This window comes from Bartonella sp. M0192 (genome assembly GCF_016102305.1).
Classification (GTDB): Bacteria; Pseudomonadota; Alphaproteobacteria; order Rhizobiales; family Rhizobiaceae; genus Bartonella; species Bartonella apihabitans.
The window spans coordinates 532,273-550,820 of sequence record NZ_JACFOU010000001.1 but is presented as its reverse complement, the minus strand read 5'-3'; the positions used below and the strand labels follow the sequence as shown (position 1 = coordinate 550,820).

Annotated in this window: 14 protein-coding genes; 7 read left to right on the top strand and 7 right to left on the bottom strand. The window is 46.2% G+C overall.

What is annotated here, in order from left to right; genetic code table 11:
• Nucleotides 1-165: 165 nt before the first annotated feature.
• From gyrB to H3S82_RS02465, 3 genes are all read right to left on the bottom strand, one after another.
• Entirely contained in the window at nucleotides 166-2,595 is a 2,430-nt protein-coding gene (gyrB, locus tag H3S82_RS02475; protein ID WP_198233432.1) for a DNA topoisomerase (ATP-hydrolyzing) subunit B, read from the bottom strand.
• Between the two features lie 594 nt (nucleotides 2,596-3,189).
• Nucleotides 3,190-3,543, bottom strand: a complete 354-nt coding sequence (locus H3S82_RS02470) for a RidA family protein (protein ID WP_077970022.1) — start codon at nucleotides 3,541-3,543, stop codon at nucleotides 3,190-3,192.
• On the bottom strand, nucleotides 3,540-4,535 hold the full coding sequence (locus H3S82_RS02465) for an ornithine cyclodeaminase family protein (RefSeq protein ID WP_198233433.1): 996 nt from the start codon (nucleotides 4,533-4,535) through the stop codon (nucleotides 3,540-3,542). The genes H3S82_RS02470 and H3S82_RS02465 overlap by 4 nt, the downstream gene beginning before the upstream one ends.
• A gap of 147 nt (nucleotides 4,536-4,682) precedes the next feature.
• On the opposite strand from H3S82_RS02465, the gene hrpB reads away from it, so the two are divergent.
• The 3 genes from hrpB to H3S82_RS02450 all read left to right on the top strand — a co-directional run bounded on the left by hrpB (nucleotide 4,683) and on the right by H3S82_RS02450 (nucleotide 9,231).
• On the top strand, nucleotides 4,683-7,178 hold the full coding sequence (gene hrpB, locus H3S82_RS02460) for an ATP-dependent helicase HrpB (RefSeq protein ID WP_198237151.1): 2,496 nt from the start codon (nucleotides 4,683-4,685) through the stop codon (nucleotides 7,176-7,178).
• A gap of 116 nt (nucleotides 7,179-7,294) precedes the next feature.
• Nucleotides 7,295-8,587 (top strand): ActS/PrrB/RegB family redox-sensitive histidine kinase, encoded by a 1,293-nt coding sequence (locus H3S82_RS02455; RefSeq protein ID WP_198233534.1) that lies wholly within the window; start codon nucleotides 7,295-7,297, stop codon nucleotides 8,585-8,587.
• A gap of 83 nt (nucleotides 8,588-8,670) precedes the next feature.
• Nucleotides 8,671-9,231, top strand: a complete 561-nt coding sequence (locus H3S82_RS02450; RefSeq protein WP_077970019.1) for an ActR/PrrA/RegA family redox response regulator transcription factor — start codon at nucleotides 8,671-8,673, stop codon at nucleotides 9,229-9,231.
• A gap of 226 nt (nucleotides 9,232-9,457) precedes the next feature.
• On the opposite strand, the gene H3S82_RS02445 is transcribed toward H3S82_RS02450, so the two are convergent.
• Both H3S82_RS02445 and H3S82_RS02440 read right to left on the bottom strand, forming a co-directional pair.
• Nucleotides 9,458-9,961, bottom strand: coding sequence for an MmcB family DNA repair protein (locus H3S82_RS02445; protein ID WP_077970018.1), 504 nt, complete (start codon nucleotides 9,959-9,961; stop codon nucleotides 9,458-9,460).
• Between the two features lie 179 nt (nucleotides 9,962-10,140).
• The gene (locus tag H3S82_RS02440) at nucleotides 10,141-10,860 is read right to left on the bottom strand and encodes an arylesterase (protein WP_198233257.1); all 720 of its coding nucleotides are present in this window, start codon (nucleotides 10,858-10,860) and stop codon (nucleotides 10,141-10,143) included.
• A 73-nt stretch (nucleotides 10,861-10,933) separates the two neighbouring features.
• On the opposite strand from H3S82_RS02440, the gene H3S82_RS02435 reads away from it, so the two are divergent.
• From H3S82_RS02435 to H3S82_RS02425, 3 genes are all read left to right on the top strand, one after another.
• Complete coding sequence (locus H3S82_RS02435) at nucleotides 10,934-11,623, top strand: ABC transporter ATP-binding protein (RefSeq protein WP_198233256.1); 690 nt, start codon at nucleotides 10,934-10,936, stop codon at nucleotides 11,621-11,623.
• Nucleotides 11,620-14,196, top strand: a complete 2,577-nt coding sequence (locus tag H3S82_RS02430) for an ABC transporter permease (protein ID WP_198237105.1) — start codon at nucleotides 11,620-11,622, stop codon at nucleotides 14,194-14,196. Before H3S82_RS02435 ends, H3S82_RS02430 begins: the two co-directional genes overlap by 4 nt.
• Before the next feature lie 165 nt (nucleotides 14,197-14,361).
• Nucleotides 14,362-15,132, top strand: a complete 771-nt coding sequence (locus tag H3S82_RS02425) for a Bax inhibitor-1/YccA family protein (protein ID WP_198233254.1) — start codon at nucleotides 14,362-14,364, stop codon at nucleotides 15,130-15,132.
• A gap of 181 nt (nucleotides 15,133-15,313) precedes the next feature.
• Here H3S82_RS02425 and H3S82_RS02420 read toward each other — a convergent pair whose 3' ends face one another.
• Entirely contained in the window at nucleotides 15,314-15,673 is a 360-nt protein-coding gene (locus H3S82_RS02420; RefSeq protein WP_077973394.1) for a DUF2794 domain-containing protein, read from the bottom strand.
• A gap of 220 nt (nucleotides 15,674-15,893) precedes the next feature.
• Between H3S82_RS02420 and H3S82_RS02415 the strand changes: the two genes are divergently transcribed.
• Nucleotides 15,894-16,772, top strand: coding sequence for an endonuclease/exonuclease/phosphatase family protein (locus H3S82_RS02415; RefSeq protein WP_198225404.1), 879 nt, complete (start codon nucleotides 15,894-15,896; stop codon nucleotides 16,770-16,772).
• 186 nt (nucleotides 16,773-16,958) lie between these two features.
• On the opposite strand, the gene H3S82_RS02410 is transcribed toward H3S82_RS02415, so the two are convergent.
• Nucleotides 16,959-18,419 (bottom strand): phospholipase D-like domain-containing protein, encoded by a 1,461-nt coding sequence (locus tag H3S82_RS02410; protein WP_198233253.1) that lies wholly within the window; start codon nucleotides 18,417-18,419, stop codon nucleotides 16,959-16,961.
• Nucleotides 18,420-18,548: the final 129 nt, after the last annotated feature.

Sequence of the window (18,548 nt, the reverse complement as noted above, 5' to 3'; positions counted from 1 at the left end):
AAGACAATAAAAAACCGGCCCTGAAAAGGCCGGCTTTTGAAAAAAATTTTATACGAGAAATGCGATTTAATCCGAATTTGAAAATTGCCGTTTATGTACTGGTAACTTTCATCAACTGTTGTTCATTTCCGGCATCATAAGCTTTTCAGGCCTGTTTCACACCGATCAAACATCAAGATTCGAGACGTTCAGAGCGTTGTCCTGAATGAATTCACGGCGTGGTTCCACTTCATCGCCCATCAATTTTGCAAAAACTGCATCGGCGTCCTGTGCATCGCCAATTTTGACCTGCAAAAGTGACCGTGCATTGGGATCAAGTGTGGTTTCCCAAAGCTGCTCGGCATTCATTTCACCCAAGCCTTTATAACGTTGCATTGTGAGCCCCTTCTTGCCATTGGCAAAAATGGTGTCGAGAAGAGCAATCGGACCCGAAATCGTTTCTGTCGTGTCTTTACGACGCAAAACCGGAAGTTTTCCGTAAATTTCGTCAAGATGATGGGACATATTATCAATCCGCTTGGCATCGGTCGAAGCAATCAACCCCATATCGAGAACGACAACATCTTTTACACCGCGCAGAACCCGCTCGAAACGCAAGCCGCCATCGTCATTAACATGTCCCGTCCAGCCACGTTCCATGTCTTCGGCAATCAAATCAAGGCGGGCGGCCACATGATCAGCCGTTGCTTGCGCTTTTTCCTTTGTCGACAAAGCTTCCGGATTAAGTGCACCGGCAATTGCCGCCTGTTCGACAACAGTACGGTTGTATCTGGTATTTAAACCATGAAGCATATTTCTTATCACACGTGCATCTTCTACCAATTGGTGCAAATCGGCACCGGCGCGCATCTCGCCATTGGCAAGTTCCAGCACACTGCCTTCAAGGCCAGCCTCAATCAACGATTCCTCAAAAGCGCTTTCATTCTTGATATATTGGGAAGATTTGCCACGCGTTACTTTGTAAAGCGGTGGCTGGGCGATATAGACATAGCCCCGTTCGATCAATTCCGGCATTTGACGGAAAAAGAACGTCAACAACAGCGTACGAATATGGGCGCCGTCGACATCGGCATCCGTCATGATAATGATTTTATGGTAACGCAATTTATCGGGATTGAATTCATCCTTGCCGATTGATGTACCAAGTGCGGTAATCAAAGTACCAATCATATCCGACGATAACATACGGTCAAAACGGGCGCGTTCAACATTCAAAATTTTGCCACGCAAAGGCAAAATAGCCTGATTTTGGCGTGCTCTTCCGCTTTTTGCAGAGCCTCCGGCTGAATCACCTTCGACGATAAAAATTTCCGATTTTTCCGGATCGCGTTCCTGACAATCGGCGAGTTTACCCGGAAGTGATGATATATCCAGAGCACCTTTACGGCGTGTCAATTCACGAGCTTTACGCGCGGCTTCACGGGCTGCGGCTGCTTCTACAACCTTGCCGATCAGAATTTTTGCCTCGGTGGGATGTTCTTCAAGCCAATTGGAAAGCCCTTCATTGACGAGGTTTTCAACCACCGGCCGCACTTCGGAAGAAACAAGCTTATCCTTGGTTTGTGAAGAAAATTTCGGATCCGGTACTTTTACCGACAATATTGCCGTTAAACCTTCACGACAATCATCCCCTGTCAAAGTAACCTTTTCTTTTTTGGCAATACCGGATGTTTCTGCATAACCGTTGACCTGACGCGTCAATGCACCACGGAAACCGGCCAGATGTGTGCCGCCATCACGTTGGGGAATATTGTTGGTAAAGCACAAAACTTTTTCATGGTAGGAATCATTCCACCACATGGCCACTTCGACAGTCATGCCGTCTTTTTCGCCGTTAATATAGATAGGTTCGGCAATGAGCGGCTTTTTGGACTGATCGATATATTTCACAAATTCGACAAGTCCGCCTTCATAATGCAATGTTTCTTCACGCACATCGGCGTGTCTGCGATCTGTCAAACGGATACGAACACCCGAATTTAAAAAAGCGAGCTCGCGAAGGCGCCGTTCCAACGTATCGAAATCGAATTCGACCATTGTAAATGTTTCGGTACTGGGAAGAAAAGTAACTTCTGTACCGGTTTCATCGCCACATTCGCCAACAACTTTCAACGGAGCATCCGGTTCGCCATGGGTGAAACTCATTTCATGAATTTTACCCTTGCGTTTGATGCGCAATTTCAACCAGACCGACAGCGCGTTGACGACCGAAACGCCAACCCCGTGAAGACCACCGGAAACTTTATAGGAATTCTGGTCGAATTTACCGCCAGCGTGAAGCTGCGTCATAATGACTTCAGCAGCCGAAACACCCTCTGTCGGGTGAATTTCTGTCGGAATCCCGCGCCCGTTATCAGTCACTGTACAAGAGCCATCCCCATTCAGTGTGACTGTGATAAGGGTTGCATAGCCGGCCAATGCCTCGTCAATCGCATTGTCAACAACTTCATAGACCATATGGTGCAAACCTGAACCGTCGTCAGTATCGCCAATATACATACCCGGACGTTTGCGCACGGCATCAAGGCCTTTAAGTACCTTAATGGATTCGGCATCATAATCGCCTTCGTGATGCTGCGTTGTTTGATCACTCATAAGTCAGTCCATTTCTGCTTTAAAAACAAGATGTTAAGCCGCCTTACGAATCAAGGCGGATAAGCTCCTTATTTATACGCCATGAGCCTTGATTTACCAAGTTTTTTCAGCATTTTTCCCGTGGATAGACGGTTCAACCGGTCTCTACAGGAAGAGCTTTATAGTCTATGTGGCTTAATTTTAGAAAAGCACCAAAACTTATCAAAATCATCTCTGCAAGAATGACTCGAATAAATATAATTTCTTTCATGTCGGCTCGTGACGAATTGCTTTTTATCGTGATGTAAAACGATCGTTTCACGCTTAAAAATTTTCGGCCATAATTATTTCATCTTAAAACATATAAAATCAACGTAATGACGCTTGCTGTTAGATTTCTTTGTTTCGGACACGTTTGAAAAAATTGTTTTCCTAGGGTGTTCTTTCAAGTTCGGCAAAAGCGCCCCTTTCCGGATTTTCCGGAAAGAAGCCTATTATTGCCGAGAAAAAACAAGATTGCGCCACCATCACTCTTTCCGCCAATATCGGAAAAAAGCGTTCGCGTTTGTCTGCCCTGAATATTTGTCTTCAAGGCTTTAAAACTCAATCATTCCATTAATTTTTTTCCAATGCAGCCGTGACGATTATTTCCACCCGATAGAGAGGAGAAGCAAGTTGCGCTTCACAAGTTGCTCTTGTCGGAGCCGCACCTTTTTCCAACCATGCTTCCCAAACCTCGTTCATAATGTCGAAATCCACCATATCGGCAAGCCAGATTGTTGCAGATAATAAACGGGATTTATCGGTTCCTGCCTTTGCTAACAATTGATCGATTGACGCGAGCGCCTCGATTGTTTGTTCTTTGGTGGTTTTTCCGGGACTGCCGACCTGCCCTGAAAGAAAAACCATACCGTTATAGATGACGGCTTCGCTCATCCTCTTATTCGCATCAATCCGTTTTATAGTCATATCGTCTCCTCTCGAATATTTTTCTCACCCCGACGGCGTTCAGACAATGTTTCAAAAGCAAGTTTTGCCGCATAAAGATCTGTAAGAGCGGACCCTACTGCCTTGAACAGGGTGATATCGTCATCACCTCGTTCCGGCGGTTCTTTTGATAAAGCAAGGTCGCTTAGTGTCGCTAGAATATCGCCCTTTTTTATTGTGCCATTGCCGATCGGAATACATAAATCGCCTGCCTCTTCAAGGGCTTCAACTGTATCAATATAAAGTTTGGCGTGGCGTATCAGATCATCATCCGCTTCTCGCATCTGCGGCGTAAAAGCACCGATAAGATCAACATGGGCGCCCTTCTTTACCCAATTTTTGTGAATAACCGGTTCATTTGAAAGTGTGGCTGCCGAGATAATATCCGCCCCGTTGACAGCCTCTTCGGCAGTACCCGCTATGGTTACAGAAAAGCCTGCATCTTCAAGCTGTTTTCCCAATTTTTCAGCGGATTTTTTCGTCCGGTTCCAAATGCTTATTTTCTTGATAGGCCGGACAGCAGAAAATGCATCAGCCAATAATTGTGCAACTTCACCGGCACCGATAATAGCCAATTTTTCCGATCGTGGCGAGGATAGATAACGCGCGGCCAAAGCCGATGTTGCTGCCGTTCGTCTGGCTGTCAATGTATTGCCGTCAAATATTGCCAGCTCTTCGCCTGTATCGCCATCATAAAGAATATAAGTCGACGTGAGACCGGGTAAATTTTTCAAACGGTTGTCAGGAAAAACATTGACAATTTTCACGCCCAGAAATTGTTGTCCGACTTCGGAGTTTGTCCAAGCCGGCATCAACAACATGATCGGCGGGTTGTTTTGTTGTTTTCCCAATTTCAGATGTTGGCGCTCGGGCTTGGCACACCCCATAGCAAAACCTTTGTCCAATGCATCAATCAGGTCTTTGAATGGCAAAGCGTCTGCTGTTTCGTTTCTGTTGGCGTTCACCCTATCCATAATATTTTTTAAAACTCCCCGACCGTTTTTTAAGCGCCTCCAACGTTTTAACTATCGGCACTGTTTTATTTATTGGCATTTCATATGCGAAAGTCTATTTCTTTTATTCACATTCAAGATCAGCCAACAATTATCCACAAACACCTTATGACCGCAGACAACACAAGCCTTTTAGTTACCGAAGCACTTCCCGAGCTCGACAAAGCTCTCGGTTCGCATGGTAAAGCTGTTCTCGTTGCCCCGCCGGGTGCTGGAAAAACCACACTCGTGCCACTTCATCTGTTAAAACAGGACTGGTGCAAAAACAAAAAACTCATCCTGCTTGAGCCCAGGCGCTTGGCGGCGCGCGCTGCAGCACGACAAATGGCATCCCGCCTTGGTGAAAAAGTCGGTGAGACTGTCGGCTATCTCATGCGCTTTGATAAAAAAATCTCCAAAAGCACACGCATTGTTGTGGTGACCGAGGGCGTATATTCACGCATGGTTCTCGACGATCCCGAACTATCGTCAGTGGCAGCCGTTTTGTTTGACGAATTTCATGAACGCAGTCTTGATGCCGATTTCGGTTTGGCATTGACGCTTGATATCATGGAGGGGTTGCGCCCCGATTTAAAAATTCTTGTCATGTCGGCAACACTTGATGGAGCAAGAATTGCAAAAGTCCTTCGGGGAGCACCTCTCATTGAATCAAAAGGGCGAAGCTTTCCCGTCGATATTGTCTATCAACCACGAAAGGCCACAGACTCTATCGAAGAAGCTATGGCAAAAGCCATCCGCCACTGGTTGTCGTCACAGCCTGAAAGTATTCTCGCCTTTCTTCCCGGACAAAGAGAAATAAAAAAAACCGCACAATTGCTTGCCGACACGGTTGATAAAAATACTATTATTGCGCCTCTTTACGGAGCAATGGACATCAAAGAACAGGATATAGCAATCAAACCCGCTGATCAGGGGCACCGTAAAGTTGTTCTTGCAACCTCCATTGCCGAAACGTCGCTTACTATTGACGGTATCGGCGTTGTTATTGATAGCGGGCTTTCGCGTGTGCCGGTTTTTGAACCGTCAACAGGCGTTACAAGACTTGAAACAGTGAGAGCTTCACGCGCTTCGGTCGACCAGCGCGCCGGCCGTGCGGGGAGAACAGCGCGTGGCATTGCTGTGCGCCTTTGGCACGAAGGACAAACCTCATCGCTTCAGGATTTCCAGACCCCTGAAATATTTTCAGCCGATCTTTCCAACCTTGTGCTTGATAGTGCTGCCTTCGGAATTACCGATTTATCAAAGCTTGTCTTTCTTGACCCGCCGCCAAAACCTCAAATTGTTGAAGCGCGCGAACTTTTAAAAAAACTTGATGCAATTGATGAAACCGGCCGCATCACACCAATCGGCAAAAAGATGCGTGAAACGGCTTTGCCGGTGCGTCTTTCTGCCATGCTTATCAAAACAAAAACCATAGAAGAGACCCGTTTGGCAAGCGAGATTGCCGTTATATTGACCGAACGGGGACTTGGCGGAAACGACAACGATATCGGGCGCAGAATTGAAAAATTCCGCACTGACAAATCCGACAGGGCGAAAAAAGCGCGCTTGCTCGTTCAACGCCTTGTTAACAGACAATCACTCGATAGCCGGCCCGTAAGCAAAGTCGGGTTTGAAAATTCGGCCGCACTTTCTGTCGATCAAGCAGGGCGGCTCCTTCTTTTTGCTTGGCCTGACCGCGTTGCAAAAGCAAGGGGCAATAAGGGACGTTTTTTGCTTGCCAATGGAAGAGGTGTTGCCGTTGATGAATTTTCACGCTTTTTCAAAGCAGATTATCTGGTGGTTGCCGATATGATGGGAAAAGCCGAAGAAGCGCGTGTTCTTGCCGCCGCAGAAATCGACGAAGAAACAATCCGCAATGTTCTGGCTGATAAAATAGAACGCCACAGAGATCTTGCTTTCGATGTGCAATCGCGTTCTTTCCGAGCACGAGAAATTCAAAAACTTGGAGCAATCAATTTTAGCGAAAAACCGCTTCCCCTCCCCTCCGGTGAAGAAGCCGATCATGTTGTGATCAAGGCTATAAGGCATTACGGGCTTGATCTCCTCCCATGGACAAAAGAAACCGTTGCATTAAGACACCGTCTTCAATGGTTACACCGCGGTTTGGGCGAACCATGGCCTGATATGTCGGATGAAGAACTTTTGAAAAAGCTCGACAACTGGCTGTTGCCGTTTCTTCACGGAGAAGCACGGATTGATACAATAAGCGGGAAAGTCATTTATAATGGGCTTATATCTCTTGTTCCTTATCAGCTTCAAAACGAAATAGACAAAAAAGCCCCGACCCATTTTACCGTACCGACAGGGTCTCACATTCCGATCAATTATGAAGGGGAAGCACCACTCATTTCTGTTCGCGTTCAGGAATTATTCGGGTTAAGTCAACATCCTTCCATTGCCGATGGGCATATACCGCTTGTTCTCGAACTTCTTTCCCCTTCCCACCGGCCAATACAAATCACGCGTGATCTTCCGGGCTTCTGGCGCGGTTCATGGGCGGATGTAAGAGCTGAAATGCGCGGGCGCTATCCGAAACACCCGTGGCCGGAAGATCCGCTTTCTGCACTCCCGACGCGGCGTGCAAAACCGCGCGGCAGTTGAAATGAAGCCGAATATCGGCTTTAAACATGATGAAAGAACATTGTTTCGTTTAACCGGTTTTCCGAATAAAGAGACAAGCTCACTTCGCAAAGGCAAAATTGGCAAGGGCAAAATTGATGGAAAAGGAATTTTTTCGACGCACATCCACCTATTCGCGCCGCTTGCGTTCGACAACGCTTATTCGCATCCGCTGGCTTGCAATTTTCAGCCAGACGATAACGATTGCTTTTGTTTCCGTCTATCTCGGATTCAAATTCCCGATTGTCCCCTGCGCAATATTGATCGGTGCATCCATCTGGCTCAATATTTTTCTGACATTCTTTTATTCGATCAATGACCGGCTATCTTCCAATGTTGCTACGGCCATTCTGGGGGTCGATATTTTGCAATATGCCGCTTTGCTTTATCTGACAGGCGGTTTGCAAAACCCCTTCTCGGTTTTATTGATTGCTCCGGCGGTCATATCTGCAACATCTCTACCCGGAAAACACATTATCTTTCTCAATCTGCTCGTTATCATTCTGGCAAGTTTTCTCTCGACTTATTCGGAACCTTTACCCTGGTATTCCGGACGAACAATTGAAACGCCAAGGCTTCTTGTTGACGGTATCTGGACGGCAATTGTTTCCTCTCTCATATTTACGACGACCTATGGCTATAGGGTTGCAGAAGAAACCCGAAGTCTCGCCGATGCATTGAGCGCAACCGAACTCATTATGCAGCACGAAAAACATCTATCCGAACTGGATGGCCTTGCTGCGGCTGCGGCCCACGAACTCGGTACTCCGCTTGCAACAATCCAGCTTGTCGTCAAGGAAATGTATAACGGATTAAAGGATGATCCGGAAATCGGCGATGATTTGAGCCTTCTGTTAAGCCAGACAGAGCGGTGCCGGAATATATTGAAACGTTTGACAACACTTTCCAGCGAAGGTGAAGAACATCTTTCACATCTCACTCTTCTGGAACTTCTAGAAGAAGTTTCGGAACCGCTTCGCGAATTCGGCATCGATATTGTTATCGAAAAGGGTGAGACGATTGGCAAAGAACCGGTTTTTCCACGAAACCCCGGCATACTTTATGGCCTTGGCAATCTATTGGAAAATGCCGTTGATTTTGCGCGCAGCAAAGTCATCATCCAATATAAATGGAATGAAAAATATGTAGCCTTCACCATTATTGACGATGGCCATGGTTACGACCCGTCTATTCTCGATCGTATCGGCGAACCCTATACCACGAGCCGTCATACAGATAGTCAGGGCGGAGGATTGGGGCTTGGATTGTTTATTGCCAAAACGCTTCTCGAAAGATCGGGAGCAGTCTTGCGTTTCAGAAATAGTCCGAAAAAACAGTTCGGTGCAGAGGTTTATCTGGCGTGGAGCAGAAAGGGCTTAACCAAGTCCTAGATGATTTGACATTTTGTCGCAGTCAAGGCTAATGTTGACAACCAGAAGGTACATTTTCAAAACGACCGGATAAAGGACATTGCATGACTGATACTGCACATGATCAGGACGCAATCGGAGCTGACGCTTCATTGCTTCTGGTTGACGACGACAAGCCGTTTCTTCATCGTTTGGCGCGCGCTATGGAAGCACGTGGCTTCACCGTGACGACGGCCGAATCAGTGCAGGACGGGATTGCCAATGTACGCCATAGTCCACCGGCTTATGCTGTGGTCGATCTGAAATTGGGCGATGGCAATGGTCTTGATGTCATTGAAGAAATTCGCAAAATCCGCCCCGACACCCATATGATTGTATTGACCGGCTATGGCAATATTGCCTCTGCTGTCAATGCTGTGAAACTCGGGGCAATCGACTATCTCTCGAAGCCTGCCGATGCCGATGACATATTCGGAGCCCTCACCCGCCATGCCGGTGAAAAAGCTCCCGTTCCCGAAAATCCGATGTCGGCAGATCGGGTACGCTGGGAGCACATTCAACGCGTCTACGAAATGTGTGACCGCAATGTTTCTGAAACGGCACGCAGGCTCAACATGCATCGGCGCACCTTGCAACGCATTCTGGCAAAGCGTGCACCGCGCTGAAATTAAATTATCGTGACGAAAAACCGGAATGCCGCTTGGCACTTTTGCGCCGGTGCTGCTCTGATACCGGTGCCGCTCTGATACCGGTGCCGCTCTGATAAATGCCGTTTATTCCGACACCCAATCTTTTGCCGAAAACTTGTCACCAAGAATGTCCGGAATTGTCCGAGAATCCTATAGAATTACTATGAGGTGTAAACGGCCGGATTTCAGATTTCCCGTGAATTCATCCGGCCTTTTCGTCATCATCGCCCGCAAGATCAAACCCTTCGAGTTCGGCCCGGGTAAGTCTTCGCGCTGCAACCCTTGAAAAGCGCAACATAACGGCTTTGCGTGTTGCTGCCGACATACGGTGTTCCGGCGCCTCCCGCATAATATAGCCGTCAAAACCATCTGCCAGAATAAACCCGCAATCTTCAGGAAAAAGTTCCATCGGGACTTCGTTGTGGCTGGCGAAATAGAGGCGGTCGCAATGGCTACGATAATCCGGCCATTTATGATCGGCTTTCAAATCGCCTATCGAAGATTTGATCTCGACAATAATCACCTCGCCTTTACGTGTGATTCCTACAAGGTCGGCCCGCCTTCCGTCGGCAAGTGGCAACTCGCTTAAAACGGGAATACCCAGTCGCAAAAAAAGTCTTTGAACGCCGTGGCGAACCATCAGGGCTTTTTCTGATTGGCGCCCGTCGTCCAATGGATGTTCTTTATGAAGATTGATAATCGGCATAACGAGAAAGTTTACTTGTTCCTTTTTGAATTCCTACCCGCCAGTTCCTGTTTTGCTCTTATCTTTTGATTGATACGAGCCTTGAATAACACAATTTACAAACACACTTACCGGTAATTCACTTGTTTGTCCTAATGCTAGAGACCAGATTTTATCGATGCCTGTTTACTCATGCCAAATTATTGGTGATGAACGCCCAATTCATTCAATGTCTTTTCAATCATCGGCAACATTTTTTCGACAATGATAGCAACGCCTTTTTCATTGGGATGTTTGCCATCATCCAATTGAAGATCCGGATGCCCTGCTACGCCATCCAGAAAGAAAGGATAGAAGGTGACATGATATTTATCGGCAAGACGTTGATAGATCGACTCGAATTGCTGCGCTTTTTCCTTGCCATAATTGGGAGCGCTTTTCATACCGACAAATATGACCGGAATTTTGCGCTCTTTCAATCGTGACAACATGAAATCGAGATTTTCTTCCGTAACTTTCGGGTCTATGCCGCGCAACATGTCATTGGCACCAAGCTCCAGAATGACAAGACCCGTTTGTTCGGGTACCGACCAGTCAAGACGTTCACGCCCGCCTGTCGTTGTATCGCCGGAAACGCCCGCATTGATGACTGAAACATTATAATTTTTTGCCTGCAAGGCCGCTTCAAGGGCGGCGGTAAAAGATTTGTCGACGGGGAGCCTATAGCCGGCCATGAGACTATCGCCAAAGCCGACAATCTGGAACGGACGTGGCGGCGTCAAATCATCATCAAGAACTGTTGTTTCAGTGTCTTCCCGTGCCGGTTCCTGTATTTGCCCGCTTTCTTCAGCAAATAGAGGTAAACTCGCAATGCAGCCAAAAGAAAGGCCGATAAATGCGCAAATGAATGATCGCAACATTATTTCTCAATTCCTTTACGAGAAGTATAGTTATATTTTAAATCAGCTTATGGCATAAGAACAGGAGTTATTTGTGGCAAGTTCACTCGTTAAACTGAAAAATATCGATCTTACTCTTGGTGAAGGAAGCTCGCGCGTTCACGTTTTAAAGGAATTGTCACTTACGATAAATCAAGGTGAAACCGTGGGTATAGTCGGCCCCTCCGGCTCCGGCAAATCGACATTGCTTATGGTGCTTGCCGGACTTGAAAAAATCGATAGCGGTGAAATAACCATTGCGGATACGCGCATCGACAAGATGAGCGAAGATGAAGCAGCGATTTTTCGCGGGCAAAATATCGGCATTGTTTTCCAATCCTTCCAACTTATCCCCAATATGACGGCTTGGGAAAACGCGGCCGTTCCGCTCGAACTTGCGGGAAACAAGGAAGCTTTCGTTATTGCAAAAAAAGAACTTGAGAGCGTCGGACTTGGCGGGCGGCTTCATCATTATCCGGCAACATTATCAGGTGGCGAACAACAGCGCGTTGCCATTGCCCGCGCACTCGCCCCCAATCCCCGTATATTGGTTGCCGACGAACCGACAGGTAATCTTGATGCCGACACCGGTAAAACAATTGCCGACCTCATATTCAAACGCGCAAAAGAACATGGATTGACGACCGTGCTTGTTACTCACGACCTTGGCCTTGCAGCACGTTGTCAACGTCAAATTCACGTAAAAAACGGTCGCATCGAAAATGAAAGCGTGATGCCGGCATGAAAAGATTTCAAGAACTTTGTCTGGCATGGCGTTTCTGTTTGAGAGAAATGCGTAGCGGCCTTAAAGGATTTTATATTTTCCTTTGCCTGATTGCATTGGGGGTTGCCGCCATTGGCGGGGTGGATGGCGTTTCAAAAAATATCAGCAATGAAATTAAAAATCAGGGGCAGGTAATTCTTGCCGCAGATATTCGTTTCAGCCATACACAGCGCGAAGCAAATGACAAAGAATTGGCGTTTTTCAAAGCGCAGGGAAAAATTTCCGAAAATATTCTCATGCGCTCTATGGCACGACGTGTGGATACCAATGATGGCACATTGGTCGAAATTAAGGCTGTCGACAGCTTCTACCCGCTTTATGGAAAATTGAAAACCGCGCCTCAAGCCACAAACGACGAATTGTTCGGAAAAGATGATAAACGCTCTAGGGGTTCTGGTGGCCCTGGTGATTTTGGTGTCGTTATCCAGAAACTTTTGCTTGACCGGCTCCAGCTTCACATTGGTGAAAAAATTAGAATTGGCGATCGTGACTTTACGATTCGCGCAGTCGTCGAGGATGAACCCGACCTCTTGTCGGAAGGCTTTCAGCTTGGGCCCCGCGTTTTTATGTCGATTGATGCTTTACGCGAAACGGGTCTTATCATTCCCGGAAGTTTGCATAATTTTGTCTATCGAATAAAACTCGATAATCCGTCTGACAGCAGCTTAGAAAACCTTCGGAATAACCAGGAAAAAGACTATTCGGAAAATGGTTGGGCAATCCGCAGCCGTGTTGATGCTGCTCCTGTTTTACAAAAAAATATCGAACGTTTTACCAGTTTTCTTACTCTTATCGGGCTTACTGCGCTCGTCGTCGGAGGCGTTGGCATTGCCAATTCTGTCAGTGCCTATATGGATAAAAAACGCAAGGTAATCGCCATATTCAAAGCACTTGGTGCGCGTTCGCGTTTCATTGAAGAAATTTATTTTTCACAAATCATGCTCATCGCATTGATTGGAATTGTGATCGGGCTCGTTTTCGCGGCAATCATTCCTTTTGTGGCAAGTTTTGTCATCAGTCACTATTTGCCATTTTTCGGGCATGCGCATTTTTCACCAACCAGTCTCATCCTTGCAGTCATTTTTGCATTATTGACAGTTTCTGCCTTTGCGATACTGCCTTTATCGCGAGCCGGCTTTATTTCGGTAACCACACTTCTTCGTCCCTTCGACATTTCGACAGTCAAAAAACCGAATAAATCTGCGCTGCTCATTTCAGCAATATTGCTTCTCGTAACCGCAATTCTTGCAATCGCTACAGCCTCCGACAAAAAACTTGCTTTTATATTTATCATCGCGGTCATTATTGTCTTTCTGGTTTTAAGAGCGATTTCCTCGTCCATTATTTTTGTCGCGCGCAAATGCGCCCATGTCCATTCAACCATTTTGCGCGTTGCTATAGCCAATATTTATCGGCCGCAATCCATTACCCCTTCGGTTGTTCTAGCACTCGGGCTCGGTTTGACACTGCTTGTCACGCTTTCCACAATCGACAGCAATTTGAGATCGGAATTGTCCGGTTCGGTTCCCGAAAAGGCTCCCGATTTCTTCTTTATGGATATTCTGAAAAGTGATGCAGACGATTTTTCAAACTTTTTGCATCATCAGGATCCGTCAGGAAGTTTCAAGATCATGCCGACATTGCGCGCCCGTATCACAAAAATAAACGGTGAACCGGTGAAGAACAGAAAGGTAAAAGAAGACAGTGAATGGGTGTTGCGCGGTGACCGGAATATTACCTATTCGGCGGCTATGCCGGAAAACACCGTGCTTTCGGAAGGCCAATGGTGGAAAAATGACAGAAGTGATGCAATTGAGGTTTCTGTTTCCAAAAGGGAAGCAAACGGGCTGTTTTTGAAACTTGGTGATACCATCACTGTCAATGTGTCGGGGCGGGAAATAACAGCCCGCATTACCAGTTTCCGTGATGTCGATTGGGATTCATTCAATATGAATTTCGTGATGATTTTTTCGCCACAAGCTTTGCAAGCTGCACCACATGTTTACCTTGCAACTTTCAAAGCGGGGAAAAACCATAGCATCAATGAAGCGGGATTGATGCGCGACATTGCAAATCGTTTCCCTTCAATTACGGTCGTACCGGTTCATCAGGTTCTTGATGACGCAAGAAAAATCGTTGATGAAATCGGTATTGCAATCCGTGCATCATCCGCAATCGCAATTCTTGCCGCAATTCTTGTCCTTGTCGGCACACTTTCGTCGACCAACAGGTCACGTATCCATGATGCAGTGGTCTTGAAAACCTTGGGCGCAACCCGCAAAATGCTCCTCAAGGCCTACCTTGCCGAATATACAATTCTCGGACTTGCAACGGCGGTTTTTGCATTTGTTGCCGGAACAATAGCCGGCACAATGATTGGCCGCTATAAAATGGAGATAACCAATACCCATTTTTTCTTCAGCTCGGGTGTCATGGTCGTCCTTGCCGCAGTTATTCTCACAATCGGGTTTGGTCTCATTGGAACCTGGCACATTTTGAGTGAAAAGCCATCCCGTTTTCTTAAAGAATTGTAATGTGCTGAAAATAATGAAAGACTTGTAATTTATCATATTAATGCCCATAATATCGGTTAGGCATGCTGGGGTTCCGCCAGCGGCGCCCGGGATTGAAATGGGGGAAGACAGTTTTTCCAGCCATTTTCCGACACCGTCCGGAACACAAGCTAAAGGATTATTTATATGGCTGATTTCAGAAACTTTCGCCCGACGACAGTCACTCAGGCCGATGCTTCCATTGACCAGGGACTGCGCAGTTATATGCTCGGCGTTTACAACGCGATGGCAATCGGGCTTGTTATAACAGGTATTGCAGCGTTTGTTATTGCTTCACTTGCAACAACAAGCGATCCGACACCTTATATGTTACCCAATGGCGTCCATCTCACATCATTCGGTGTTACTTTCTATAATTCACCGTTTGCTTATGTTGTGATGTTTGCTCCGCTCATTGCAGTTTTCTTTCTAAGCTTCAAAATCGGGTCGTTGAGCACAAGTTCGGCGCGCGCATTGTTTTTCGTCTATGCAGCCCTTGTCGGTTTGTCGCTTTCGTCAATCGTTTTGCGTTATACACCTGCAAGCATTACGCAGACATTCTTTATCACTGCGGCTTCTTTTGGTGCCCTCTCGCTCTATGGTTACACAACAAAGCGCGATCTGACAGGCATGGGGTCTTTCCTGTTTATGGGATTGATTGGCCTTTTACTTGCCATGGTCGTCAATTTGTTCCTTGGCTCGAACGCATTGCAATTTGCAATCTCGATTATCGGTGTTCTTATTTTTGCCGGTCTTACCGCTTATGACACACAGACAATCAAGGTTATGTATTATGAAGGCGATGCAGAAGAAACACGCGGCCGCAAGGTTGTTATGGGTGCTTTGACACTCTATCTCGACTTCATCAATATGTTCGTTTTCTTGTTGCAATTCCTCGGTCAGAATCGCAACTCCTGATAATTGAACTATAAAACGATTTTTAAACCCCGCCTTTTTCGAGACGGGGTTTTCTTTTGGCAAATTTAAAAGTGCCGGAATTTGCTTATCCGATAACGCGTGCGGCTTCCGATAGAATTTAAACGGTAAATGCAACGATTTTCCGATGCTCTTCAAAAGAAGATAAATCCAATAAAAAAGCTCAAACAATTTTGAAAAGTTTTTTGTCAAACACTTTCAGAACATTGCGAAGTTCTTTGCCACGTTTCAAAATCAAACCGCTTGCCGCAATGACGCTGTAAGCACCCTGTCGGTTCGCCAATTTCGGATTTTTCTCGACACGATAAAGCGGTACCTCGGCAGTACGGCGAAATATAGAAAAAACGGCTCTGTCATCAAGATGGTCAATCGCATAATCGCGCCATTCACCGGCGGCAACCATCTGACCATAAACACGCAATATCGCATTCAGTTCAATTCGGTTGAAAGCAACAGGTCCTGAATGTTTTCTGTGAGTATTCTGTGAAAAAGCTTCGATTATTATTGCTTCATCGTCGCTCATATCAGCCATAGTTTTGTCTTTCACCGTTTACGGAAGATATTGTCCCATTTTAAATGGTTACGCAATTTTTCTCGCAACAATTAAATCTTTTATCATAGTTTAATGAAAAAATAGATGGTATTAGTTTTCAACTTCAAGCGACCTAACTTGTAGTTTCAAAGCTGTCACTTCATATTATGGTTAAAGCTTTCGAGCGGGGCAACTCTGCTTTCAGAAAAAAATGATGGATATCCTTAAAAATAAAAAATTCCATTGGCCAAGCCAATTAAATCAAAAAGCGCTCCAGACCAGATTGTTACAGGCTGTCCGCAACCGCCATGGACATCGTCCAAAAGATGCCGATCGCGACACTTATGATATGGTTGTAGGATCCTACAATATTCATAAATGTGTCGGCGTTGACAATGTGTTTGATCCCGCACGAATTGTACATGTCGTTGCCGAGCTCAATGCCGATATTATGGCTTTTCAAGAGGCCGACAAGCGTTTTGGCGAAAGAATAGGCTTGCTTGATCCGGAACTTTTAAAATCGGAAACCGGATTGGAACGTGTGCCGATCAATACCATGTCTCCACGAGGGCTTGGTTGGCATGGCAATGCGCTTTTCATGCGCAATGGTAAGGTAAAAGATATTGTCCAACTGAAACTGCCCGGCGTTGAACCGCGTGGTGCACTGATTGTTGAACTTGACATGCCTCTCGGGCTTATCCGTATTGTTGCAGCCCATTTCGGGCTATTACATCATTCTAGAATTCAACAGGCAAAACTCATTTTGTCCATTCTGGAAAAACGCGAAATCATGCCGACAATTATGATTGGCGATTTAAATGAATGGCGATTGGGCAGAACATCCTCGCTTAAAAGCCTTGCGCCGTTCTTTGATTTACGGCTCGGCACATTGCCAAGCTTTCCCTCCCGTTTTCCGGTTCTGGCGCTAGACCGTGTTTTTGCTTATCCACACGAGCTTGTTTCCAACATAGAAATCCATAATTCGCCATTGGCAAGGCTCGCTTCCGACCATTTGCCTATCAAGGCGGAAATCGACCTTGAAGGGGCAACAAAACTCCTCAAAGAGCGGACAGCACAGACCACGAGATAGATTTTGCCAAGAAACCGACGGCTGGTTTGAAAGACAATCGAATTTTTCCGCTGTTTTTACCGTGCTCCGGTTTTTGTCCTTTGGCCGAATGTTTTCGCCTGATGCAAGGTGTGGCAGAGACCCGCAAATTGATCGCCTCGGGCTCTTTGTTTTATATATTCGATAAAATATGCGGGCGCTCTCGTGCTAAAGATAGGGTGAGCCCAACCAGATAATTTTGTCAATGAGACGCAACAAAAAGGGACGATTGACGAGATTTTCCAATTTTACCTCGCGGGCGTCTTCTCTTTCGCGAATGATTTTTTCTGACAAATAACGTGCAAGCGACTCATCGAATATTTCCATATCGATTTCGAAATTGAGTCTTAAAGAACGAGAATCCAGATTTGACGAGCCGACATAACTCCACTGATTGTCGATAGCCATGAGTTTGGAATGATTAAAAGGGCCGTTCGCACGCCAAATACGACACCCGTCACGCAACAGCTGGTCGAACTGCGCACGCATCGCCCGATCAACGAGTTTCAAATTATTATTTCCGGGAACAACAATATCCACTTCCACGCCACGACGGGCGGCCGTGACCAATGCGCTGATCAATTCCCTATCCGGCAAAAGATAGGGTGTCATGATATGGATATGCTTTTCAGCGAGTGAAAATGCCCCGATCAACATATGCTGGTTGGTTTCGATCAAGCGATCAGGACCTGTCGGGACCATGCGAATACAGACATCTTCATCGGAAACCTTTTGAACAGGCTGGATAGCCCAGATTTTTGTATCCAGATTTTCTTTTGTTGCAAAAGCCCAGTCATTGGCTGCAACTGAAAAAATATCGGCAACAGCAGGACCTTCTACACGAAAATGGGTATCATCTGCTGTCTTTTCGCCGCTGAATGTCTGGGAAAAACCGGCCCGTATATTCATTCCTCCGGTAAAAGCAACGCTCCCGTCAACAACAAGAATTTTTCGGTGCGTGCGCAAATTGGCGTAAGGCAGCCGCAAACCGATAATGATATTTCCGTTGAAGACTGCAACCGGAACTTTTTCGCGCCGCAAATCGCGCACGATAGACGGTATTGAATAACGGGCGCCAACAGCATCAATAAGAACGCGCACTTCGACGCCACGACGCACCGCTGCCGACAAGGCTTTAACGAAAAGCTCTCCCATACTATCGCGATCAAAAATATAACATTCAAGGATTAGGGAATGTTTTGCTGCACCGATTGCGTCGAGCATTGCACTATAAGCTTCGTCGCCATTATCAAGAACTGTCAGGTGATTTCCATAAGTCATTCGCCCGGGAGTTACATGATCGCCCAGTCTTTTCATCGGCATGGCAAGGCGTCCGAACCGGTTTAGAATATAAATATCCGAACAATCGAAATTACCGGAACGCAGGCGGCCTTTTCCCCAAGCGTGACGATGCCGTTTATAAACGACGTTATTATGCATCCGGTTGATACCGAAAATACCGTAAATGACAGCACCTAAAATGGGAGAGAGCATGATAACACCGACCCATCCGATCGCGGTGCGGACTTCCTGTTTGGTCATAGTTGCATGGATTGCGGCACCAAGCCCCAGCAAAAAAGATAATATGGCAAGGATATGCGGCCAATAATTTTCAATAAACACATGCATATGTTACGTACTTTCACCGGTCTTTATACAGGTTGATAACCGCAAAGATGATTAACCGTCTTTATTTCTATGTTATTTCTTTTTTATATTCTATGCTAAAGGTGACGCGAAAATGGTATTGCCGGAATT

Bases quoted from the DNA above. Each gene is read 5' to 3' on its own strand.
- H3S82_RS02420 (WP_077973394.1), bottom strand. From the start codon at position 15,673: ATGAGCGACGATGAAGCAATAATAATCGAAGCTTTTTCACAGAATACT.
- H3S82_RS02440 (WP_198233257.1), bottom strand. From the start codon at position 10,860: ATGTTGCGATCATTCATTTGCGCATTTATCGGCCTTTCTTTTGGCTGC.
- H3S82_RS02415 (WP_198225404.1), top strand. From the start codon at position 15,894: ATGATGGATATCCTTAAAAATAAAAAATTCCATTGGCCAAGCCAATTA.
- H3S82_RS02425 (WP_198233254.1), top strand. From the start codon at position 14,362: ATGGCTGATTTCAGAAACTTTCGCCCGACGACAGTCACTCAGGCCGAT.
- H3S82_RS02465 (WP_198233433.1), bottom strand. From the start codon at position 4,535: ATGGATAGGGTGAACGCCAACAGAAACGAAACAGCAGACGCTTTGCCA.
- H3S82_RS02455 (WP_198233534.1), top strand. From the start codon at position 7,295: ATGGAAAAGGAATTTTTTCGACGCACATCCACCTATTCGCGCCGCTTG.
- H3S82_RS02470 (WP_077970022.1), bottom strand. From the start codon at position 3,543: ATGACTATAAAACGGATTGATGCGAATAAGAGGATGAGCGAAGCCGTC.
- H3S82_RS02450 (WP_077970019.1), top strand. From the start codon at position 8,671: ATGACTGATACTGCACATGATCAGGACGCAATCGGAGCTGACGCTTCA.
- H3S82_RS02410 (WP_198233253.1), bottom strand. From the start codon at position 18,419: ATGCATGTGTTTATTGAAAATTATTGGCCGCATATCCTTGCCATATTA.
- H3S82_RS02445 (WP_077970018.1), bottom strand. From the start codon at position 9,961: ATGCCGATTATCAATCTTCATAAAGAACATCCATTGGACGACGGGCGC.
- gyrB (WP_198233432.1), bottom strand. From the start codon at position 2,595: ATGAGTGATCAAACAACGCAGCATCACGAAGGCGATTATGATGCCGAA.
- H3S82_RS02430 (WP_198237105.1), top strand. From the start codon at position 11,620: ATGAAAAGATTTCAAGAACTTTGTCTGGCATGGCGTTTCTGTTTGAGA.
- hrpB (WP_198237151.1), top strand. From the start codon at position 4,683: ATGACCGCAGACAACACAAGCCTTTTAGTTACCGAAGCACTTCCCGAG.